The sequence below is a fragment of the Micromonospora sp. CV4 genome (assembly GCF_003667455.1).
Taxonomy (GTDB): domain Bacteria; phylum Actinomycetota; class Actinomycetes; order Mycobacteriales; family Micromonosporaceae; genus Micromonospora.
Window position 1 is genome coordinate 41,725 of record NZ_RCVI01000405.1, and the last position, 19,676, is coordinate 61,400.

Here is a 19,676-nt window from a genome sequence, read left to right on the forward strand (position 1 = left end):
CCGGAAATCCGGGGTCAGTGCGTCGCGAGGTACCGCATCGCCGTGGCCACCACGTCGATGCCGAGGCTGTACTTGAGTGACAGCCACACCACCACGCCCACGAAGACGAGGCCGACGGAGCCGAGCGCGATTCGTACCGGCAGTGACTGCCGTTTTGCCCAGTTGGTCCAGCCGTGCACGTGGCGGCGGGTGAAGCCGAGCAGCCGGCGGGCCCAGTGGTATTCGACGGCCCAGATGCCCAGCCCGGCGATGACCAGCAGCCAGCCCGGCCCGGGTAGCGGGATGAGGGCGATGCCGATGGTCACGACCACCGCCCCGGCGATCGCAATGAAGATCTTGAGGGTGATCCGGCCGGTGGGGTTGGCCCGGATCAGGTCGAGGGTGGTGGAGACCCGCTCCCGCCAGCGAGGGCGCCTCGGCGGGTCCGCCACGACGAGGACGCCACCGGCGGCGCCGGCCTCGTCCGCGGTGGCGCGATCCGCATCACCGCCACCAGATCGGCCGGCTGCTCGGGCACCGGGGCGGCCGGGGTCGGACGCCGGCCGACCGGGCCGCTCAGGCTGCTCCATTGGCACTGCGCACCCCCGCTTTTCGGCTGCTCGGGCCGCGACGTTCGGCTGACCGGACGCCACTGCCGGATCCACTGAGGATCGGTTCGTGACCATTTCACCCCCCAGTGTCGCTCGGGCCCGTCACTGCAACGGCCGACTGGACGTTACCGGAGTAAGTCGACGACTGAGCCACCCGATGCCGGGCGGGATCACGCACTGGGCAGAACCGGAAATCCTACATGAATCCTCACATTCACGCGGCCTTTCCGTCCCCCTTCCCACCACTGGGTGAAGTCAGCGTATGGCGGAGCGTAGCCAGGAGTAGCACCTGAGTATGGGAAAAGCGGGACACGCGCGTTCCGCAGCGGTGCCGGGGGGAGAACGTCCATGAGTGTCATTCGACCGACGACCGTAGAGGTCGAGACGTCGCTAAGGCTCGTCGCGCCTGACGCCACCGCATTGCCGGTGCGTGCCAGTCTGCGTTACGACCCTGCTGACCCGTATGCGGTCCATGTCCTGTTCCATGCCGAATCTGCCGGCGGCGAGGCGGTGAGCTGGTCCTTCGCCCGCGAACTGCTCGTCACCGGCCTGGACGAGCCAGCCGGCATCGGAGATGTGCGGGTCTGGCCCTGGGCCACCCCGCGCGGCGACTTTGTCGCGCTGGCCCTGTCGTCACCGGACGGCAACGCCCTCTTCGAGGTGCCGCGCAGCGTCCTGGTGCGTTTCCTTCGACGGACCTACGTCGTCGTCCCGCGCGGCCGGGAGGCCGAGCACCTGGACGTCGACACGGCGGTGAACCGGCTGCTCGCCGGTCGCTGACCACCGCCCGACCGGGCAACACCGGCCAGTACGGGGCCGCGCGGATCTGCCGACCGCGCGGCCCCGGCACACCCCCGGGGTACGCGGGCCCGCCCGCCCCCGGGTCGGCCGATGCTCAGCCGTGCGTGGTGATGCCGCCGTCGACCGGGATGACCGCGCCGGTGAGATACGCCCCGGCCCGGGACGAGAGGTAGATGGCCGTGCCGGCCATGTCCTCCGGGCGCCCGATGCGACCCAGCGGCACCTGCTGCTCGATGCTGGCCCGGCTCGCCGGGTCGTTCAGCGCGAACGCCATCATCTTGCTCTCGAACGGGCCGGGCGCGATCGCGTTGACGGTGATCTGCTCGCCGGCCAGCTGGTGGGCCAGGCTGCGGGTGAGCATGTGCACGGCCGCCTTGGTGGCCGAGTACGCGTACACCTCCATCCACGGCACCCGGATGCCGTCGATCGACCCGATGTTGATGACGCGGGCCGGATCGTCGGCGCTGGCGGCGGCGCGCAGCGCCGGCAGCAGCGCGGTGGTCAGCCGGAAGACGGCCTTGACGTTGACCGCCCAGAGCTTGTCGAACGCGGCCTCCGGGTAGTTTTCCAGCGGGGCGCCCCAGGTCGCGCCGGCGTTGTTGACCAGCACGTCGAGGCGGTCGAAGCGCTCCCGCACGGCGGCGGCCAGCGACTCGGCCCCGGTGTCGGCGCCCAGGTCGGCCGGGATCGCCTCGCAGCGCCCCTCGGCGGAGAGTTCCTTGGCGACCGCCTCGCAGACGTCCGCCTTGCGGGACGAGATGAGCACGTGTGCGCCGGCCCGGACGAAGCCCTGGGCGATCATCAGACCGATCCCCCGCGACCCGCCGGTGACCAGGACCGTCTTGCCTTCGACCGAGAACAGCTGCGTCATGCCCATCCCATCGCGAGTCGGCGGGTCCGCCGGTCCGGCGGGCGGCCGGCGGGGCGCCGGACGGACCGGGGACCGGACGGCGCTACCGCCGGGTAACGTAGCCCGGCCGCCGGGACCGCGACAAGCCCGTGGCGGCGCGGCGGATCCCCTGCGACGAGCACCGGCGGTCGGGATGCGGTGACCTGCGCTTCGAGCTACCGTCGCAGGCGATGGTCTCCACCGGTCCCCTTCCTGCGGCAACGATCGGAACGGCGCCACCCGTCCCCGACGAGATCGCCACGTTCGCGCTGGCCGACCTGGCCCGTGACCGGGGCTGGCGCCGTCCGGTGTTCGTCGAACGGGAGCTGCTGATCCTCACCAGCCGTGGGCACGGCGACGCCGAGCTGGATTTCCACCTCCTGCCGTGCCGGCCCGGCACGCTGCTGCGGGTCCGCGCCGGTCAGGTGCTCCGCTGCGCCGGCCCGCAGTTCGACGCCACCGTGGTCGGCTGGGATTCCGAGGCGCTGCGCGGTCTCGACGTCGACCCGGACGCGTCGCCGACCTGGCGGCAGCTGGCCGGCGAGGACGAGGACGCCGTGATCAGCGAGGTGAGCCAACTGGCGGTGGACTGCCAGCGGCATCGCGACACGCCCGCCGGCCGCGCTCTGCTCCGCCACCAGCTCGCCGTGCTGCTGCTGCGGTTGGCCCTGCCCGGCGGGGACCGGTCGGCGGGCCGGCCCGAGGTGGAGACGTTCCACCGGTTCTGCCGCGAGGTGGAGCACGCCTACCAGCACACCCGGCGCGTGGAGGACTACGCCGCCGCGCTCGGCTGCTCGGTCCGCACCCTGACGCGGGCCTGCCTGGCCGTCACCGGGCGCAGCGCCAAGCAGGTCATCGACGAGCGGGTCGCGTTGCAGGCCGGCCGGCTGCTCGCCGCGACCGACGAACCGATCGCCCGGATCGGTCGGGAGCTGGGCTTCTCCGAGCCCACCAACTTCGGCCGCTTCTTCACCCGCGAGGTCGGGCTCAGCCCCGGCGCGTTCCGGGCCGCCCGGGACCAGCCGGCCGCCGCCCGGGTGGTCCGGCCCCGACCACCGGCCGAGGCGGCGAACGCCAACGCGGGCCGGTTCCGCCCCGGCACCCCCGGCGAGCCGACCAACGGCGGTCACGCCACCCGACCCGGCTGACCCGCCGGACCAGCGAGCGGCGCCGGCCGGGCATGATGGCAGGGTGCAGATCTCCGCGCGCGGCGACTACGCGGTACGGGCGGCGCTCAGCCTCGCCACCGCGTACCCCTCGCTGCGGTCCACCCAGGCCATCGCCGCGGAGCAGGACATGCCCCGCAAGTTCCTGGAGGCGGTCCTGGCCGATCTGCGCCGGGCCGGCATCGTCCGCGCCCAGCGCGGCGCCGAGGGTGGCTACACCCTCGCCCGCCCGCCGCGCGAGGTGACCGTCGGCGCGGTGCTGCGCGCGGTGGAGGGTCCGCTGGCCGGGGTACGCGGCCTGCGCCCGGAGGAGACCCGGTACGACGGCGCGGCGGAGAACCTCCCCGGCCTCTGGGTGGCGGTCCGCGCCGCGGTCCGTCGGGTGGTCGACGAGGTGAGCCTCGCCGAGATCGTCAGCGGTCGACTGCCGGCCCACGTCCGCAAGCTCACCGCTCTGCCCGACGCCTGGGAGCCCCGCTGATGCCCACCCCCACCCTGCGCACCGACCGTCTGCTGCTGGAGCCGTACCAACCGGCCGACGCCGAGGATTTCGTCGCGCTGCTCGCCGACCCGGAGGTGGGCCGGTTCATGGGTGACGGGCCGCTGACCGTGGCGGACGCCACCGACCTGTTCGGGCGGGTGTTCAGCCGGGTCTACGCCGACGACCTCTTCGACGTGTGGGCGGTCCGCCGGGACGGCCGCTACATCGGGCACGCCGAGATCAAGCGGACCGACGACGTCGAGGGTCACGAGCTCGTCTACGCGCTGGCCCGGCCGGCGTGGGGTGGTGGCCTGGGCACCGAACTGGCCACCGCACTGGTCCGGTACGGCTTCAACCGTCTCGACCTGCCCCGGGTGTACGCCACGGTCGCCGACGCCAACCACGCCTCGCTCGGACTGCTGGCCAAGCTCAATTTCGTCCACCAACAGGACGTGACCGAGGCCGACGGCAGCGTCACCCAGGTCCTCGCGCTGGACCGGGACACCGACCCGGCCGGCTCACCGCGCAGCTCCTGAGTCGCGCGTCTCCTGAATGGAGACCCGACGCCGCACCGGGTGACCGTCCAGGCCGGACACCGACTGGGTTTCGGATTTCGTCGGTTCGGGAATGTTCGATCTCGACACGGCAGGGAACGGTGACGAGGGGAGTCCTCCGATGGGCCTCATGTTTCGCAAGCGCAAGAAGATCGGTCCGATCATCCTGAACTTCACCGAGAACGGCTTCTCCTCGTGGAGCATCAAGATCGGCCGCTGGTCCTGGAACTCCAAGGCTCGGGCGCACCGGGTCGACCTGCCGGGTCCGCTGTCCTGGAAGCAGGACAAGTCCCGGTCGTAGCGTCCCGGGAGTCGAACGGGGTGCCGGTGATTCACCGGCACCCCGTTCGGCGTCCGTGACCCGGCACGGTCAGCGTGTCGCGGTGATCATTTCGTCGCCGGCCAGGCGACCGGCCTCGCGCTCGCGCCGCACGTCGCCCGCGTCGAGCAGCCCGTCGAGCGCCCGGATGGCGTCGGAGGCCCGGTAGACGGTCGCGGTGAGGGCATGCCGGCGCAGGTCGGTGACCGGCCGCGGTCCGCTGCGGCGCAGCTCGGCCAGCAGTTCGCGGGCCAGGGGCTCCGGATCGGGATCGCCGGTCACGTCGACCGGTGTGCCCGCCGGGTCGGCCGGGTCTTCCAGGCGCACGTCGAGGTCCGCGCCGACGGCCCAGAGCGCCTCGCGGACCGCCTCCAGGCTCCGGTCCGAGCGGCTGCCGAACGCGACCACGCCGGCCGCCGCGCCGTCCGGGAGCACCGGCGCCACCTCGGCGACCAGGGGGAAGCCGGCGGCGACCAGCGCGTCGCGGGCGCCGCTGCCGGCGTGCAGCAACACCTCCCCGGAGCGGCCGTTGCTCGCGGCGGTGAGCAGCTTCGGGGTCACGGCGCCGGGTAGGTCCACAAAGCAGAACAGCGGGGAGCCGGCGGCGCCGGCCGCCTTCACCGCGACCGGCAGCCGATCCGGTACGCCCGGCAGCAGGTGCACGGTGACCTCGGCGGGCAGCTCCGCCTCGACCGGGCCGAGCCGGGTCGGCAGGTCAGCCGCGCCGTCGGCCAGCACCAGCACGGTCACCCGCCGGCCGCGCGCCTGGTCGGCGTGCCCGGCGACCACCCGCAGGGCGGCCTCCGCGCCACCGGCGTCGTCACCGGTCCAGGCAAGGGCGATGGTGGCCCGCCGGGAGCGGTGCAGGGCCGCGGGCAGCCAGGTCGTCAACTGGCGGACCAGCAGCTCGCGGAGGAAGTCGGTGGTCCGGTCGGTCGACATCGGTCCGTTCTACCCTACGGCCGGTCAGGCCGGGACGGAGATCCCCACCCCGCCCCGGGTCTGCCCGCCGTAGCGCTGCCGCTCGGCGGCCAGGTCGAGCCGGCCGATGCGTTTGCGGGCGGCCAGCGCGTCGTCGTCGAGCCGGTCGGCCGGGACCAGCCAGACCACCTCGAACTCCAGGCCGTCCGGGTCCTGCCCGTAGAGGCTCTTGGTGGTGCCGTGGTCGGAGGTGCCGACCAGAGCGCCGGCGGCCGAGAGCCGCTCGGCGGTGGCGGCCAGCTCGTCGAGGGTGTCCACCTCCCAGGCCAGGTGGTAGAGCCCGACGGTGGCCCGGCCGGCGGTCGACCGCCCGGCGCCGGCGCCGATCTCGAACAGACCGAGGTCGTGGTCGTTGGTCGAGTCGGGCGCCTGGAGGAAGGTGGCGCCCCGGAAGCCGTCCGGGGTCATCGGCACCGGACGGAAGCCCAGCACGTCACGGTAGAAGGCGACACTGCGGGCCAGGTCACTGACGTAGAGGACCGCGTGGTTGAGCCGGTGGATTCCCATGACCCCAGACTAGCGCGGTTTAGTTGAGCCCTCAACTATTGCGGGTATGATGACGGTCATGACCCGCTGGCTGGACTCCGACGAGCAGCGCACCTGGCGGGCGTTCCTCACCGCCTCCCGCGCGCTGATGGACACGCTCGACCGCGAGCTGCAACGCGACGCATCGATGCCGCACGCCTACTACGAAATCCTGGTCCGCCTCTCCGAGGCCCCCGACCGGCGGCTGCGCATGAGCGACCTGGCCGAGGCGACCGGCTCCTCGCGGAGCCGGCTCTCGCACGCCGTGGCCCGACTGGAGGCGGCCGGCTGGGTCCACCGCGAGGAGTGCGCCACCGACCGGCGCGGGCAGGTCGCGCTGCTCACCGACGCGGGCTTCGCCACCCTCGCCGCCGCCGCGCCGGGCCACGTCGAGGGCGTACGCCGGCACCTGTTCGACGCGTTGAGCCCGGCCCAGGTCGACCAGCTGCGCCGGATCAGCGAGACGCTGGCCGAGCACCTGAGGAGATCCTGACCGATCGACACCGGCGCGGGTCTTGTACTTACCGTCGTCGGATGAGCACGATGGGGCGTGCCCTCCGGCTTCGGCGAACTGACTGATCAGGCGCACCACCTCGTGTCCGCCGGCGACCTGGCCGGCGCGCAGCGGTTGCTCTCCGAAGCGCTCACCGACGCCGACCCCCGCCCGGCCAACGCCACCCCCGAGCTCGCCGAGGCCGCCAGCCTCCAGGCGCGGGTGCTGGTCGCGCTCGGCGAGCCGCACTCCGCCCGGGGTTGGGCCGCCTTCGCGTACTCGGCCACCACCCGGTTGCACGGCCGCTCCGACCCGCGCACGGTGGCCGCCGCGGCGACCCTGGCCGCGGTGCTGCACCGGGTAGGCAGCCACTCCCGGGCCGCCCGGCTCTACCAGGAAGTCATCATCGAGCTGACCGCGCAGGACGGCCCCGAGTCGCTGCGGGTGCTCGCCGCGCACGCCGATCTGGCCACCGTGGAGTACGCCCGCGGCCAGTGCACGGTGGCCCGCGACCGGCTCCAGGACGCCTGGGAGCTGCACCGCGAGGTGTACGGCGACGGGCATCCCAGCGGCATCAAGATGCTGGCCCGCCTCGGCGCGATGCAGCGCGACTGTGGGCAGTTCGCCGAGGCGCACGACAACCTGGCGCTGGCCCGCGAGCTGTGCCGGCAGCACCTGACCGCCGACGACCCGCTGGCCGCACAGGTGGCGGCGCTGGCCCGGGCGGCGGCCAACCCCGACCACGTCTGCGCCGACGAGACGCCCCGGGACAGCCCGGTGGTACCGGCCGCCCGGACCCCGTCACACGCCGACGGGCCGGTCCAGTCCGGCTATCACCCGCCGGACCCCCCGCCGCAGCACGTCGACCCGACGACGGCCGGCCCCGAGATCGACGACGATGAGGCCCTGGCCGGTCATGGAGCCGTGGCCGGCGGCGGCGCGGTGCCGAATCCACGGTCGCCGGCCGACGAACCGGGTGGATCGGTGGGCTTCGCGTGGCCACCCGGTCCGGCGGACGAGCCCGCTCGGCACACCACCGACACACCGGTCCCCCCGTCCGTGGTCGGACTCACCGGCGGCGCGGAGGAGTCGCCCGGGGTGTACCGGCTGCACCGCCCGGGCACGCCGGCCGAGCCGGGCCCGCCGGCCGAGCCGTACGGCGCGTACGCGCCGCCGGATCCGTACGCGCCGCCGGATCCGTACGCGCCGCTTGAGCCGTACACACCGTCCCGGCTGCTGCCGGTGCCCGTACACCGGGCCTCGGCGCCGCGGCGCAACCGGCTGGTGCCGGTGCTGGTGGCCGGTGTGGTCGTGGTGCTGCTGGGCACCGCGGCCGTGATCGCCGGTGTGGCCCGGGTCGGGGACGATCAGCCTCCCGGCCCCGACACCGGCTCTCCCAGCCCCGGCCCGACCGGCACGGGCACGCCGGCCAGCGCCAGCGCCTCGCCGACCGGCGCGGCACCGCCCGCGGCCGCGCCGGGCACCCCACCGGGCGCGGTGGCCCTGCGCGACAACCGGGACAACATCGCCCTGCGGTGGACCTACCCCGCCGGCGGCGAGGGACCGGTGGTCGTCTCCGCCGGCCGGGCCGGCCAGGGCAAGAACGCCATCGCCACACTGCCCGCCGGCGCCACCAGCTTCGTCGTCTACGCGCTCAACCGCGCCAACGACTACTGCTTCACGGTGGCCGTCGTCTGGTCCACCGACACCGTGGCCAGCGCCGACGAGGTCTGCACCCGCCGCCGCTGAGCGTGCTGGGCCACGACCGGTCAGCCGCCGTCCCGTGGTTCCTCGTCGACGGGCAGTGCCGGCAGCAGCAGACGTACCTGGAGCCCGCGCTGGTCGTCGCCGTCCGTCAGCGCGATGCGTCCACCGGCACGGCGGACCAACTCCCACACGATGGCCAGGCCGAGGCCGGCTCCGCCGTCGTCGCGGGCCCGCCCGTCGTCCAGGCGGGTGAACCGGCCGAAGACCCGCTCCCGGTCGGCCACCGGAATCCCCGGGCCGTCGTCGGTCACCGTCACCAGGTGGTACGCCGCCTCCGGGTGCCCGGCCGGTGTCGCCTCCACGGCGAGCAGCACGGCGCCGTACGCGTGCCGCACCGCGTTGTCGACGAGGTTGGCCAGCACCCGGCGCAGCTCGTCGGCGTTCCCCACCGTCCACAGCGGGCCCGGCGGCGGCGCCACCCGCACCGGCGGCGACGGGTACCGGGCGGCGACCTCGGTCAGCAGGGTGCCCAGCTCCACCGGGCCGGTCCCCCGGGCCGGTGGCGTCTCGTCGAGTCGGGCCAGCAGCAGCAGGTCGTCGACGAGTCGGCTGAGCCGGTCCGTGTCGGCGAGCAGGTTGGCGGTCACGGCCGTCCAGTCCGTCCGGCTGGCGAGGCGCTGGGCCACCTCCAGCTCGGTCCGGATGTTGGTCAACGGGCTGCGCAACTCGTGTGCCGCGTCGGAGACGAACGCCCGCTGCCGAGCCCGGGCGGACTCCAACCGGTCCAGCATCCCGTTGAGAGTGACCGCCAGCCGATGGATCTCGTCGGCCGAGGCGGGCACCGGCAGTCGTCCGGTCCCGGCCCTCCCGGTGATCTCCTCGGCGCCCCGGCGCAGGGCCTCCACCGGCCTCAGAGTGGCGCCCACCACCCGCCAGGCCACCGCCGCCAGCACGGCGACCAGCAGCGGGAACGCCACCAGCAGGATGGTCCGGACCACGTGCGTGCTGTGCCGCACGTCGGCCATCGAGCGGGCGACCAGCACGGTGAGCGGGTCGGCCGCGGTGCCGGCGGGCACGGCGACCACCCGCACCGGGCCGGCGAGCCCGGCGCGCTCCGCCGGCACCTCCAGCCGCTGCCGGCGGTCCCCGTTCAGCCGCTCCGGGCGGACCATCGGGACCAGCCGGTCCGCGTCGATCGAGGCGGCCCGGATCCGCCCCTGCGCGTCGATGACCTGGACGCGGACCTGCCCGCCGGCCACCGGCAGCGGGTCGGGCAACGCGTCCTCGGCGGCGAGCAGGGCGACGGCGTCGGCGGTCCGGAACGCCTCGGTGTCCACGGTGCGCTGGAGCACGTAGCCGAGCGCGCCGAGCAGCACCACACCGCCGAGGGCCAGCCCCACGGCGAGACCGAACACCCCGATCGCCATGAGCCGGCCACGCAGTCCGAGCACCGGCAACCGGCTGCGCCACGGCCGCCCCGCGGGCCCCGGACCGGTGGAGGTCGCCGGGCGGTCGGCGGTCGCCGCGGCGGCTGCGGGCGGCTCGCCGGTCGTCAGGTCGGCCGGCGCATCCGTGCTCACGTCGCCAGCCGGTAGCCGGCACCCCGGATTGTCTCCAACCGGTCCCGGCCAAGCTTGCGACGCAGGTAGCCGACATACACCTCGACCGCGTTCGGCGCGGTCTCCACGCTCGCGTCCCAGACATGGTCCAGCAGCTCGATCTTGGAGACCACCTGGCCGGGCCGGCGCATCAGGTAGTCCAGCAACGCGAACTCCCGCGCGGTCAGCGCCACCTCGGCGTCGGCCCGGGTCACCCGCCGCCGGGCCGGGTCCAGCCGCAGGTCGCCGACCGCCAGCACCGCCGGGCGCTCCGGCGCGCCCCGGCGCAGCAGCGCCCGCAGTCGGGCCAGCAGCACCACGTACGAGAAGGGCTTCGTGAGGTAGTCGTCGGCGCCGCAGTCCAGGCCGTCGGCCTGGTCGTACTCGCCGTCCTTCGCGGAGAGCATCAGCACCGGCAGCCAGTGCTCCTCCGCCCGCAGCCGCCGAACCAGCTCGTAACCGGAGAGGCCGGGCAGCATCACGTCGAGGATCATCGCGTCGTACCCGCCGTGCCGGGCGGCGTCCAACCCGGCCGGGCCGGTCGAGGCCACGTCGACCGCGAACCCCTCCGCCTGCAACCCGCGCTCCAGCGCGGCCGCCAACCGGGCCTCGTCCTCCACCACCAGCAACCGCACGCCTCAAGGGTGCCACCTGGTTCAAAGCCGGCGGATCGGCGTCCTCAGCGTGTTCACAGCGCCGAGCGGGCAGGATGGTCGCAGGAGGTGCCCACATGTCCGTTCTGAGAAGCCGTCCCGTCCTGCGCTGGCTGGTCCCGGCGACCGCCGCCGTCGCCGTCATCGGTGGCGGCGCGGCGATCGGCACGTTCGCCGCCGAGGCCGAACCGAGCCTGCCGCCGCGCACCGCCGCCCAGCTCCTGGTCGATCTGCAGACCTCCCGGCTGGAGGGGTTGTCCGGCACCGTCGTACAGCGCGCCGACCTCGGCCTGCCGCCGCTGGTCGGGCTGGTCCCCGGCAACGACCTGACCACCCTGTTGACCGGCACGCACACCCTGCGGGTCTGGTATTCCGGCCCGGAGCGGCAGCGGGTGGCGCTGCTGGACACCCTCGGCGAGCGGGACATCATCCGCAACGGCCGGGACGTGTGGACCTGGGAGAGCCGCGGCAACACCGCCAAGCACGCCACGCTGGGCGACGTCAGGGCCGAGAAGCCGGCGCCCGAGGCGGCGCCGAGCCTGCCGGCCACCCCGCAGGAGGCGGCCGACCTGGCGTTGCGGGCGATCGACCCGAGCACCGAGGTCAGCGTCGGCCGGTCGGCGACGGTCGCCGGTCGGGACGCGTACGAGCTGGTGCTCCAGCCACGCGACAAGGACTCGCTGGTGCACCAGCTGCGGATCGCCATCGACGCCAAGCAGCACGTGCCGCTGCGCTTCGAGGTGCTCGCCACGGGCAGCGACCAGCCGGCGTTCGAGGTGGCCTTCACCCAGGTCGACTACCGGCGTCCCGACGCCGACCAGTTCACCTTCAACCCGCCGCCCGGTGTGACCGTGACCGAGGAGTCGGCCGAGCGGCCGCCCGCGGTCAGGCCCGGCCATTCCGAGCCGACCGGTGATCCGCAGGTGCGCGCCGTGGGCACCGGCTGGGCCACCGTGCTGGTCGCCCGCCTCGACGGTGCCGTCGGCGGCAGGCCGGCCGTCGAGAAGCCAGCCGGCGACAAGCCGGCCGGTACGCCGGACGTCGACGTGTCGAAGCTGCTCGGCGGGCTCGAGGCGGTCAAGGGTGACTGGGGCAGCGGCCGGCTGCTCACCAGCAAGTTGTTCAGTGTGCTGCTCACCGACGACGGCCGGCTGCTCGCCGGCGCGGTGACCCCGGAGCGGCTCTACCAGGTCGCCCGCGGCTGATCTCCCGGTGTTGTGGCGCCGGGTCGACCCATCGGTCGGCCCGGCGCCGCCGTGTGCGGTGGGCGCCACGGTCGAGCGGAGCGGACCGTCAGCGGGCCCGGGTCAGGAGGTGGCGGTCACGCCGAGGGCGGTGAGGAACGCGTCGGCGAGCACCGCGTGGCCGGGCAGGTGCGGATGCACCCGGTCGTCGGCCCAGCGCTTCGCGGGGCTGACCGCGAGCACCCGGTCGAACGCGGCCTGGGTCGGCACGTGCACCGCGTCGAACTCGGCGGCCAGCGCGGCGACCACCGCGCAGTACCGGTCGGTGTCGGCGCGCTGCGGATCGTTGCGGTCGGTCTCGATCAGGAACGGGTCGGCCAGGACCAGCCGGCAGCCGGTGGCACCCACCGCGCGGCGGAGCAGGTCACGCAGGGTGCGCTCGTACTCGTCGATGGGGACGGCCTCGTCGGGCCGGTCGCCGTAGCTCCGCCAGATGTCGTTGATGCCGATCATGACCGAGAGCACGTCGGGACGCTCGGCGACGGCGTCGTCGTCCCAGCGGGCGGCCAGATCGCGGACGGTGTCCCCGCCCACGCCCCGGTTGATCCACTCCACGTCCAGCTCGGGGTGGCGGGCGCCGACCAGGGCACGGACGAGACTGACATAGCCGGCGCCGTAGGGCCTGGCGGTGTCCCGCCGGCCGCAGTCGGTGATGCTGTCGCCGATGAAGACCACCCGTTGCCCGGTCCGCAGGATCATCCGCCGCCACCTCGCGATCACCGGGCGCGCCGACTCGGCCAGCTTGGTCGAGGCCAGCGGGACGCGCTATCTTCAACAGTTCGAGGGCAGTTCGAGGGCACAAAAAAGAACGGCTACAAAGCCGTTCCTGCAAGAGATTCTAATCTTTAGGGAGACGGCTTGTCAAGGCACTCCGGCGGTTCGGGCGAATTGCCGCTCGACGACGAGATCGGTCGCGAGCAGGAGTACGTCTCGATGCTCTACGACCGGCTGGACGGACTGCGTGAGCAGGCCGCCGAGCGGCTCACCGGCGAGCTGCGCAACACCGGCGGCACCCTGCAGGACCGCTCCCAGCGCGACAGCTCGGTACAGATGTACGCCGACCAGGTCGAGCAGTTCTCCGCCGTGGAGAACGGTCTGTGCTTCGGCCGCCTCGACGGCGACGACGGCGCGCGCCACTACATCGGCCGGATCGGCATCTTCGACACCAGCGGCGACTACGACCCGCTGCTGATGGACTGGCGGGCTCCCGCCGCCCGCCCGTTCTACCTCGCCACCGCCGCCAGCCCGCAGGGCGTACGCCGCCGCAGACACCTGCGCACCCGGCAGCGCAAGGTGACCGGCCTCAACGACGAGGTGCTCGACATCTCCACCGCCGCCCCGGGCGCGCACGAGGAGCTGACCGGCGAGGCGTCGCTGCTCGCCGCGCTCAACGCCGGCCGGACCGGCCGGATGCGGGACATCGTGGAGACCATCCAGGCCGAGCAGGACCGGATCATCCGCGCCGACCTGCCCGGGGTGATGGTCGTCCAGGGCGGCCCGGGCACCGGCAAGACCGCGGTCGCGCTGCACCGGGCGGCGTACCTGCTCTACACACACCGGCGGGAGCTGTCCAGCCGTGGTGTGCTGCTGGTAGGCCCGAACGCGACGTTCCTGCGCTACATCTCCCAGGTGCTGCCGACCCTGGCCGAGACCGGCGTGCTGCTGCGTACCCAGGGCGATCTCTTTCCCGGGGTCAGTGCGCAACGGACCGAGTCGGCCGAGACCGCCGCGCTCAAGGGCCGGGCGGTGCTGGCCGAGGTGCTGGCGCTGGCCGTACGGGACCGGCAGTGGGTGCCGGACGAGCCGCTGGAGATCGAGGTCGAGCGGGAGACGCTGACCCTCGACCCGGAGATCGTGCGGGTCGCCCGGGACCGGGTGCGTCGCGTCGACCGTCCGCACAACCTGGCCCGGGCGCTGTTCGACGTGGAGATCGTGCACGCGCTCGCCGACCAGGTGGCCGAGCGGATCGGCGCCGACCCGCTGGGCGGGGACAACCTGCTCGACGAGGCGGACCGGGCCGAGATCCGCCGGGAGCTGCGCGAGGAATCGGAGGTCCAGGCGGCCCTCGACCGGCTGTGGCCGGTGCTGACCCCGCAGCGTCTGCTCGCCGACCTGTACGCCGACCCGGACCGGATCGCCACGGCCGCGCCGATGCTCACCGACGACGAGCGGGCGCTGCTGCACCGCGAGCCGGGCGGGTGGACGCCGGCCGACGTGCCGCTGCTCGACGAGGCCGCCGAGCTGCTCGGCGAGGACGAGCGCGCCGCCGCCGCCCGGCGGGATCGCATCCGGATGCTGGAACGGGAGTACGCCGAGGGCGTGCTCGAAATCGCCCGGGGTTCCCGCTCGATCGACGTCGAGGACGAGGCCGAGGGCGGCGAGATCCTCGGCGTGACCGATCTGATCGACGCGGACCGGCTGCTGGAGCGGCAGGAGGAGGCCGACCGCCTCACCACCGCGCAGCGGGCCGCCGCCGACCGGACCTGGGCGTTCGGCCACGTCATCGTGGACGAGGCGCAGGAGCTGTCGCCGATGGCGTGGCGGCTGCTGATGCGCCGCTGCCCGAGCCGGTCGATGACGATCGTCGGGGACGTGGCGCAGACCGGCGCGCTCAGCGGCACGCCGTCCTGGGCGGACGCCCTCGCGCCGTACGTGGCGCAGCGGTGGCGGCTGACCGAGCTGACCGTCAGCTACCGCACGCCGGCCGAGATCATGGCGGTCGCCGCCGACGTGCTGGCCGAGATCGACCCGGCGCTGCGGCCGCCGCGCTCGGTGCGGGAGAGCGGCGTACCGCCGTGGGACCGCACGGTGCCCGACGACCAGTTGGCGGCGGAGCTGGTGGCGGCGGCCACCCGGGAGGCGGCCGGGCTGGCCGAGGGCCGTCTCGGCGTGATCGTGCCGGCCGGCCGGGTGGACGCGCTCGGCGCGTCGTTGACCGCGGCGCTGCCGGAGGCCGCCGTGGGCGAGCATCCGGAGCTGGAGAGCCGGGTCGTGGTGTTGACCGTCGCGCAGGCCAAGGGGCTGGAGTTCGACTCGGTGCTGGTGGTCGACCCGGATCGGATGGTGGCCGAGTCACCGCGCGGGCGCAGCGACCTGTACGTGGCGCTCACCCGCGCCACCCAACGCCTCGGCATCCTGCGCCCCAGCCGCTGATTTGAGCGGCCCGGAGCCACGCCGCCCCCGCCGATCAACCGATCGGCGGGGGCGGTGACAGGCGGACCGTGCTCCGCCGGTCAGTCCCTCGACGTGTCCTGGATGGACTTGGACGGCCCGGTCGCGGACGTGGACTGGTCACTGGTGCCGCCGCCCATCGGGGTGCTCAGACCACCGGTGGTGGCGTCGCCGGTCGTCGTCGGGGCCACCTTGCCCCGGTGCCGCTCCGGCTGCCGGGCGACCCGCCGCACACTGGCCGGGCCGGCGGTGCCACCGGTGGTGGTCACCGCGCCCTGCCCCCCGACCGGGCCGCCGTCTCGCAGCACCTGCGGATCGACCCGCACCTTCGCCGGATCGTCCGGGTCTTCGCGCTGGATCTGGCTCTCCACATCGGTGCGGGGCACCGTCACCTCGTCGAGGGCGCCCTCGCCGTACACGCCGCCGGCGATCCGGTCCTCCGCCCGCCGGGCGGCCTCCTGCCGCATGTCGTCCTCACGCACGTCCATCACCTCGCAGAAGCTGTGGAACTGACTGCGTGCCCGACCACCGGCCGACCAAACCCGCCGGGACCCGGAGGTCGTCCCCACCGGTTCACCGTCGCGCCGTCCGCCGGCCGCCTGCCGGCCGTCCCCGGTGTCCATGCTGTCCGGCGACCGGTGGGAGACGCCCGCCGGCAGGAAGGGATGACAGCGTGCGCAGAGTACGCCGTACCGCCATCGCGGCCCTGGTGGCCGCGACGGTGACGACCGGGATCGCCGTGCCCGCACAGGCGAAGCCGCGGCCGGACCGGACATTCGACGTGCAGGCCCACCGCGGCGGTCTCGGGTTGCGGGTGGAGAACACCCTCGCGTCCTTCGGCAACGCCCTCCAGCTCGGGGTGAGCACCCTCGAACTGGACGTGCAGATCACCGAGGACGGCCAGGCCGTGGTCACCCACGACCGGAAGGTCACCGGCGCCAAGTGCGTCGACACCGCCCCGGTGACGCCCGGCGACCCGGAGTTCCCGTACGTCGGGAAGTACGTCAACACGCTGACCGTCGCTCAGGTACGCAGCCTCGACTGCGGTTCGAAGACGCTGCCGGACAAGCCCGGTCAGCTCGCCGTGCCGGGTGCCCGGATGCCACTGCTGCGGGAGGTGTTCGCGCTGGTCAACAGGTACCAGGCGAAGGACGTGAAGCTCAACGTCGAGACCAAGGTGGAGGGCGGCGCGCCGACCGAGACCGCGCCCCGCGAGCAGTTCGTCCGGGTCACGGCCGCCGAGGTCCGCGCCGCCGGCCTGCTGAAGCAGGTCACCATCCAGAGCTTCGACTGGGGCGCGCTGATGCGGATGCGCCAGGTCGAGCCGAAGCTCCCCCTGGTCGCCCTGACCAACTACGACTTCCTCCAGACCGGCCAGCCGGGCGCCTCGCCGTGGCTCGGCGGGCTGGACATCGACGACTTCGGCGGCGACCCGATCCGGGCGATCCGCACCTTCGGCGCCAGTGCGTTCTCCCCGGTGCACGGCTCCCCCCAGAACGGCACGGTCACCGAGCCCGGCTACAAGCCGTACGTCACCAGGGAGATGGTGGCCCGGGCGCACCGGTACGGGATCAAGGTGATCCCGTGGACGGTCGACGACCTGCCGACCATGAACAAGCTCATCGACGACGGCGTGGACGGCATCATCACCGACTACCCGGACCGGCTGCGCGGCCTGCTGACGCAGCGCGGTTACCGGCTGCCGAAGGCGTACGCGGCGCCGTTCGACATCCAGGCGCACCGCGGCGGTCGGGCCACCCGCCCGGAGAACACCCTGCCGGCCTTCGCGAACGCCCTGGCCAACAGGGCCATCTCCACCCTCGAACTGGACACCGGCGTGACCGCCGACGGCACGCTCGTGGTGCTGCACGACCGCACGGTCAACGGCTCGCACTGCATCGACACCGCCCCGGTGCGCCCCGGCGACCGGCAGTTCCCGTACGTGGGCAAGCCGGTGCACGAGCTGACCCTGGCGCAGCTCAAGGCCGTGGACTGCGGCACGAAGACGCTGCCCGAGCTGCCCGCGCAGGTGCCCGCGCCGGGCGCCCGGATTCCCACGCTGGACGAGGTCTTCGCCCTGGTGAAGGCGAGTGGCCGCAGCGACATCGGAATGAACATCGAGACGAAGATCAGCCCGGTGGTGAACGACACCGAGCCGTACCGCAGCTTCACCCGCAAGCTGGTGGGGGCGATCCAGCGGGCCGGGTTCACCGACCGGGCCACCATCCAGTCGTTCGACTGGCGCACCATCACCTACGCCCGGCAGCTCGACCGCCGGATCGGCACGGTCGGCCTGGTCTGGCAGTACGGCCCGGCCGAGTGCGCCACCCTCGCCGACGAGTGCTCCCTCGAGGCCGTGTACGGCGACCCGTCGGTCAAGAGCCCGTGGACCGGTGGGCTGGACTGGTGGAAGTACCAGGACCTGGGCAAACTGACCCGGGCCGCGGGCGCCGGCACGGTGTCGGCGAACTGGCAGGTGCACGACCAGCACCAGGGCACTGTCACCTCGCCCGACTGGTACCTGCGGGAGAACCCGGCATACTTCCACGGACCGGACGTCCGGACCCTCCAGACGCGGAACGGCCTGAAGGTGATCCCGTACACCGTCGACGACGCGCAGGTGATGCAGCGGGTCATCGACCTGGGTGTCGACGGGATGATCACCGACGATCCGGACCTGTTGGTGACCGTCGCGATCCGCAACGGCCTGCGCTGACCTGCCCTGATCTGCGCTGACCACCCGACCGCCGGCCGGATTTCCGGCCGGCGGTCGGTGTTACCTGCTCGGGGGCCGCGGGTAGTCGGGGGTTGTCCCCGCCGTGAACACGAACCGTGCCGTGGCCGAAACGCGGTAGCGGGGCGAGGGAATGCAGGTACGACTCATCGCATCCTGAGGAGGACCAGATGAGCACGCAGGCTGCTTCCACCCGGCCGACGAACCGGCCGGCCTCGGACGTGCAGAACCCGGCGTCGATGCAGAACACGCAGACTCGGCAGATGCCGGTCATGCAGGACGGGCGTCGCAACGACATGCAGGCACCCGGTACGGAGACCAAGCAGGCATTCAAGACCACCGAGTTCTGGATCTACCTGATCGCGGTGGCCGCCGTACTGGGCGCTTCGCAGGTCGTCGGGAAGAACTCGGCTGGGGTGGACATCTTCCGCGCCGACAACGCCTGGTTCCTGATCACCCTGCTGACGCTGGGCTACCTCGGTAGCCGAGGCCTGGCCAAGGCCGGCAGCAATCACCGCAGCGGTGAGGAGCGCAAGGCCCGGCACTGACCGGGTACGCGGCTCCACATCGAACAGTGGCCTCCGGGAGAACCTCCCGGAGGCCACTGTCGCGCTGGGCGACTACTCGCCGAAGTCGCCACCGAAGTCGCCGCCGAAGTCACCCTCGAAGGCGTCCTCGATCATCTCGCCGGCGATCATGCCGCCGGCCACGCCGAGCGCCGCTCCGGCCACCATGCCGCCCATCCCGTGCCCCCGGCCGTGGCCGTGCCCGTGACCCGGCCCGAACCCGCCCTGGGAGCGCAGGCTGCCGTAGCGGGAGGTGGTCTCCCGGAGCCACCCGTCAACCACCTGCGCCCAGTCGACCCGGTCGGCGTCGGCGTGCGACACCTGGTACCGGCCGAAGGCGTCGTGGCCGGCGCTGAGGAAGCCGCCGCGCTTGTCGCACTCCAGAATCACGTCCACGCCGCGCTGGCTGGTCACGAAGGTCAGCTCGACCTCGCGGATGGTGCTGGCGTACTGCGGCGAGGCGAAGAACTCGATCTCCTGGTAGAACGGCAGCGTCTGCTGGACGCCCCGGATGTGGCCGCGCTCCAGGTCGGCGTGCTTGAACCGGAAGCCGAGCCGCTGGAACGCCTCCAGGATCCGCTCGTGCACCGGCAGCGGGTGCACCGCCACCTGGTCCAGGTCGCTCTTGTCGACCGCACGGGCGATCGCCAGCTCGGTACGCAGGCCCATCGTCATGCCGTGCAGGCGCTGGCCGTACACGTCGGTGATCGGGGTCTCCCACGGCACCGGCAGCTGGAACGGCAGCGACAGTTCCTGCTTCGGCGCGAGCTGGAGCGGGCCGCTCACGGCCATCCGGTGGAACTCCATGGTGCCCGCGTACTCGGTGTCGTGTCCCTCGACCTCGACCCGCGTGACCAGGCCGATCACCACCTGCTCGATGGCCGCCGGGCTGTCACCGCCGACGAGGTTGACCTGCCCGTCGAGGGTCAGGCCAGGCCGGGTGTTGGGGTTGGTCAGCACGGTGTCCACGCTGGGACCGCCGACACCGAACGCGCTCAACATCTTCTTGAAGACCATCGGAACTCCTGTGCGACAGCCGACCGCTCCAGGATGGAGTCGGACGTTGACTCGAAGGCACCTTATCCAGCAGCCCTGTGAGGTGGCTGTGAAGTGCCCCGCCCCCACCCCGTTGATCAAGAGGTCTGCGTCAGGAAACGCGATCCCGGTGACGCAAACCTCTTGATCAACATCGAAGGACCCCGCG

Annotated in this window: 20 protein-coding genes; 11 read left to right on the forward strand and 9 right to left on the reverse strand. The window is 73.2% G+C overall.

Features of this window, described 5'->3' with window-relative positions:
• Window positions 1–14: 14 nt before the first annotated feature.
• Complete coding sequence (locus tag EAD98_RS27835) at window positions 15–665, reverse strand: TIGR02611 family protein (RefSeq protein ID WP_233584000.1); 651 nt, start codon at window positions 663–665, stop codon at window positions 15–17.
• Window positions 666–938: 273 nt separating this feature from the next.
• Between EAD98_RS27835 and EAD98_RS27840 the strand changes: the two genes are divergently transcribed.
• On the forward strand, window positions 939–1,370 hold the full coding sequence (locus tag EAD98_RS27840) for an SsgA family sporulation/cell division regulator (RefSeq protein WP_007457244.1): 432 nt from the start codon (window positions 939–941) through the stop codon (window positions 1,368–1,370).
• Window positions 1,371–1,485: 115 nt separating this feature from the next.
• Here the strand turns inward: EAD98_RS27840 and EAD98_RS27845 are convergent, their stop codons facing one another.
• Complete coding sequence (locus tag EAD98_RS27845; protein WP_121656994.1) at window positions 1,486–2,262, reverse strand: glucose 1-dehydrogenase; 777 nt, start codon at window positions 2,260–2,262, stop codon at window positions 1,486–1,488.
• A 209-nt stretch (window positions 2,263–2,471) separates the two neighbouring features.
• On the opposite strand from EAD98_RS27845, the gene EAD98_RS27850 reads away from it, so the two are divergent.
• From EAD98_RS27850 to EAD98_RS27865, 4 genes are all read left to right on the forward strand, one after another.
• The gene (locus EAD98_RS27850; protein ID WP_121656995.1) at window positions 2,472–3,428 is read left to right on the forward strand and encodes a helix-turn-helix transcriptional regulator; all 957 of its coding nucleotides are present in this window, start codon (window positions 2,472–2,474) and stop codon (window positions 3,426–3,428) included.
• 43 nt (window positions 3,429–3,471) lie between these two features.
• Window positions 3,472–3,927, forward strand: coding sequence for an Rrf2 family transcriptional regulator (locus tag EAD98_RS27855; protein ID WP_121656930.1), 456 nt, complete (start codon window positions 3,472–3,474; stop codon window positions 3,925–3,927).
• Complete coding sequence (locus EAD98_RS27860) at window positions 3,927–4,463, forward strand: GNAT family N-acetyltransferase (protein ID WP_121656931.1); 537 nt, start codon at window positions 3,927–3,929, stop codon at window positions 4,461–4,463. Before EAD98_RS27855 ends, EAD98_RS27860 begins: the two co-directional genes overlap by 1 nt.
• Window positions 4,464–4,602: 139 nt before the next feature.
• Window positions 4,603–4,782, forward strand: coding sequence for a DUF4236 domain-containing protein (locus EAD98_RS27865; protein WP_121656932.1), 180 nt, complete (start codon window positions 4,603–4,605; stop codon window positions 4,780–4,782).
• 69 nt (window positions 4,783–4,851) lie between these two features.
• Here EAD98_RS27865 and EAD98_RS27870 read toward each other — a convergent pair whose 3' ends face one another.
• Window positions 4,852–5,742, reverse strand: coding sequence for a hypothetical protein (locus EAD98_RS27870; RefSeq protein ID WP_121656933.1), 891 nt, complete (start codon window positions 5,740–5,742; stop codon window positions 4,852–4,854).
• 24 nt (window positions 5,743–5,766) lie between these two features.
• A complete protein-coding gene (locus EAD98_RS27875; protein WP_121656934.1) occupies window positions 5,767–6,288 on the reverse strand; it encodes a VOC family protein in 522 nt (173 codons plus the stop codon).
• Window positions 6,289–6,337: 49 nt separating this feature from the next.
• Between EAD98_RS27875 and EAD98_RS27880 the strand changes: the two genes are divergently transcribed.
• Both EAD98_RS27880 and EAD98_RS27885 read left to right on the forward strand, forming a co-directional pair.
• A complete protein-coding gene (locus EAD98_RS27880; RefSeq protein ID WP_121656996.1) occupies window positions 6,338–6,799 on the forward strand; it encodes a MarR family winged helix-turn-helix transcriptional regulator in 462 nt (153 codons plus the stop codon).
• Between the two features lie 57 nt (window positions 6,800–6,856).
• Window positions 6,857–8,548: a tetratricopeptide repeat protein gene (locus EAD98_RS27885; RefSeq protein WP_121656935.1), complete on the forward strand. Its 1,692-nt coding sequence runs from the start codon at window positions 6,857–6,859 to the stop codon at window positions 8,546–8,548.
• Window positions 8,549–8,568: 20 nt separating this feature from the next.
• Here the strand turns inward: EAD98_RS27885 and EAD98_RS27890 are convergent, their stop codons facing one another.
• Together EAD98_RS27890 and EAD98_RS27895 are read right to left on the reverse strand one after the other, a co-directional pair.
• The gene (locus EAD98_RS27890) at window positions 8,569–9,933 is read right to left on the reverse strand and encodes a cell wall metabolism sensor histidine kinase WalK (protein WP_121656997.1); all 1,365 of its coding nucleotides are present in this window, start codon (window positions 9,931–9,933) and stop codon (window positions 8,569–8,571) included.
• Window positions 9,934–10,082: 149 nt separating this feature from the next.
• Entirely contained in the window at window positions 10,083–10,739 is a 657-nt protein-coding gene (locus EAD98_RS27895) for a response regulator transcription factor (protein WP_121656936.1), read from the reverse strand.
• 95 nt (window positions 10,740–10,834) lie between these two features.
• Here EAD98_RS27895 and EAD98_RS27900 point away from each other — a divergent pair, with 95 nt between their 5' ends.
• Window positions 10,835–11,962 carry a sigma-E factor regulatory protein RseB domain-containing protein gene (locus EAD98_RS27900; protein ID WP_121656937.1) on the forward strand — a complete coding sequence of 376 codons (1,128 nt, stop codon included), beginning with the start codon at window positions 10,835–10,837 and terminating at the stop codon, window positions 11,960–11,962.
• Window positions 11,963–12,064: 102 nt separating this feature from the next.
• On the opposite strand, the gene EAD98_RS27905 is transcribed toward EAD98_RS27900, so the two are convergent.
• On the reverse strand, window positions 12,065–12,700 hold the full coding sequence (locus EAD98_RS27905) for an SGNH/GDSL hydrolase family protein (protein WP_121656938.1): 636 nt from the start codon (window positions 12,698–12,700) through the stop codon (window positions 12,065–12,067).
• A 159-nt stretch (window positions 12,701–12,859) separates the two neighbouring features.
• On the opposite strand from EAD98_RS27905, the gene EAD98_RS27910 reads away from it, so the two are divergent.
• On the forward strand, window positions 12,860–15,154 hold the full coding sequence (locus EAD98_RS27910) for an ATP-binding domain-containing protein (RefSeq protein WP_121656939.1): 2,295 nt from the start codon (window positions 12,860–12,862) through the stop codon (window positions 15,152–15,154).
• Between the two features lie 80 nt (window positions 15,155–15,234).
• Here EAD98_RS27910 and EAD98_RS27915 read toward each other — a convergent pair whose 3' ends face one another.
• On the reverse strand, window positions 15,235–15,654 hold the full coding sequence (locus EAD98_RS27915; protein WP_121656998.1) for a hypothetical protein: 420 nt from the start codon (window positions 15,652–15,654) through the stop codon (window positions 15,235–15,237).
• A 191-nt stretch (window positions 15,655–15,845) separates the two neighbouring features.
• Between EAD98_RS27915 and EAD98_RS27920 the strand changes: the two genes are divergently transcribed.
• Together EAD98_RS27920 and EAD98_RS27930 are read left to right on the forward strand one after the other, a co-directional pair.
• Entirely contained in the window at window positions 15,846–17,888 is a 2,043-nt protein-coding gene (locus EAD98_RS27920) for a glycerophosphodiester phosphodiesterase family protein (protein WP_121656940.1), read from the forward strand.
• 188 nt (window positions 17,889–18,076) lie between these two features.
• Window positions 18,077–18,454: a hypothetical protein gene (locus EAD98_RS27930; protein WP_121656941.1), complete on the forward strand. Its 378-nt coding sequence runs from the start codon at window positions 18,077–18,079 to the stop codon at window positions 18,452–18,454.
• A 72-nt stretch (window positions 18,455–18,526) separates the two neighbouring features.
• Here the strand turns inward: EAD98_RS27930 and EAD98_RS27935 are convergent, their stop codons facing one another.
• Entirely contained in the window at window positions 18,527–19,489 is a 963-nt protein-coding gene (locus tag EAD98_RS27935) for a sporulation protein (protein ID WP_121656942.1), read from the reverse strand.
• Between the last annotated feature and the right edge of the window lie 187 nt (window positions 19,490–19,676).

Coding starts and splice junctions, on each gene's coding strand:
- EAD98_RS27835 (WP_233584000.1), bottom strand. CDS start 665: ATGGTCACGAACCGATCCTCAGTGGATCCGGCAGTGGCGTCCGGTCAG.
- EAD98_RS27840 (WP_007457244.1), top strand. CDS start 939: ATGAGTGTCATTCGACCGACGACCGTAGAGGTCGAGACGTCGCTAAGG.
- EAD98_RS27845 (WP_121656994.1), bottom strand. CDS start 2,262: ATGACGCAGCTGTTCTCGGTCGAAGGCAAGACGGTCCTGGTCACCGGC.
- EAD98_RS27850 (WP_121656995.1), top strand. CDS start 2,472: ATGGTCTCCACCGGTCCCCTTCCTGCGGCAACGATCGGAACGGCGCCA.
- EAD98_RS27860 (WP_121656931.1), top strand. CDS start 3,927: ATGCCCACCCCCACCCTGCGCACCGACCGTCTGCTGCTGGAGCCGTAC.
- EAD98_RS27865 (WP_121656932.1), top strand. CDS start 4,603: ATGGGCCTCATGTTTCGCAAGCGCAAGAAGATCGGTCCGATCATCCTG.
- EAD98_RS27870 (WP_121656933.1), bottom strand. CDS start 5,742: ATGTCGACCGACCGGACCACCGACTTCCTCCGCGAGCTGCTGGTCCGC.
- EAD98_RS27875 (WP_121656934.1), bottom strand. CDS start 6,288: ATGGGAATCCACCGGCTCAACCACGCGGTCCTCTACGTCAGTGACCTG.
- EAD98_RS27880 (WP_121656996.1), top strand. CDS start 6,338: ATGACGGTCATGACCCGCTGGCTGGACTCCGACGAGCAGCGCACCTGG.
- EAD98_RS27890 (WP_121656997.1), bottom strand. CDS start 9,933: ATGGCGATCGGGGTGTTCGGTCTCGCCGTGGGGCTGGCCCTCGGCGGT.
- EAD98_RS27900 (WP_121656937.1), top strand. CDS start 10,835: ATGTCCGTTCTGAGAAGCCGTCCCGTCCTGCGCTGGCTGGTCCCGGCG.
- EAD98_RS27905 (WP_121656938.1), bottom strand. CDS start 12,700: ATGATCCTGCGGACCGGGCAACGGGTGGTCTTCATCGGCGACAGCATC.
- EAD98_RS27930 (WP_121656941.1), top strand. CDS start 18,077: ATGAGCACGCAGGCTGCTTCCACCCGGCCGACGAACCGGCCGGCCTCG.
- EAD98_RS27935 (WP_121656942.1), bottom strand. CDS start 19,489: ATGGTCTTCAAGAAGATGTTGAGCGCGTTCGGTGTCGGCGGTCCCAGC.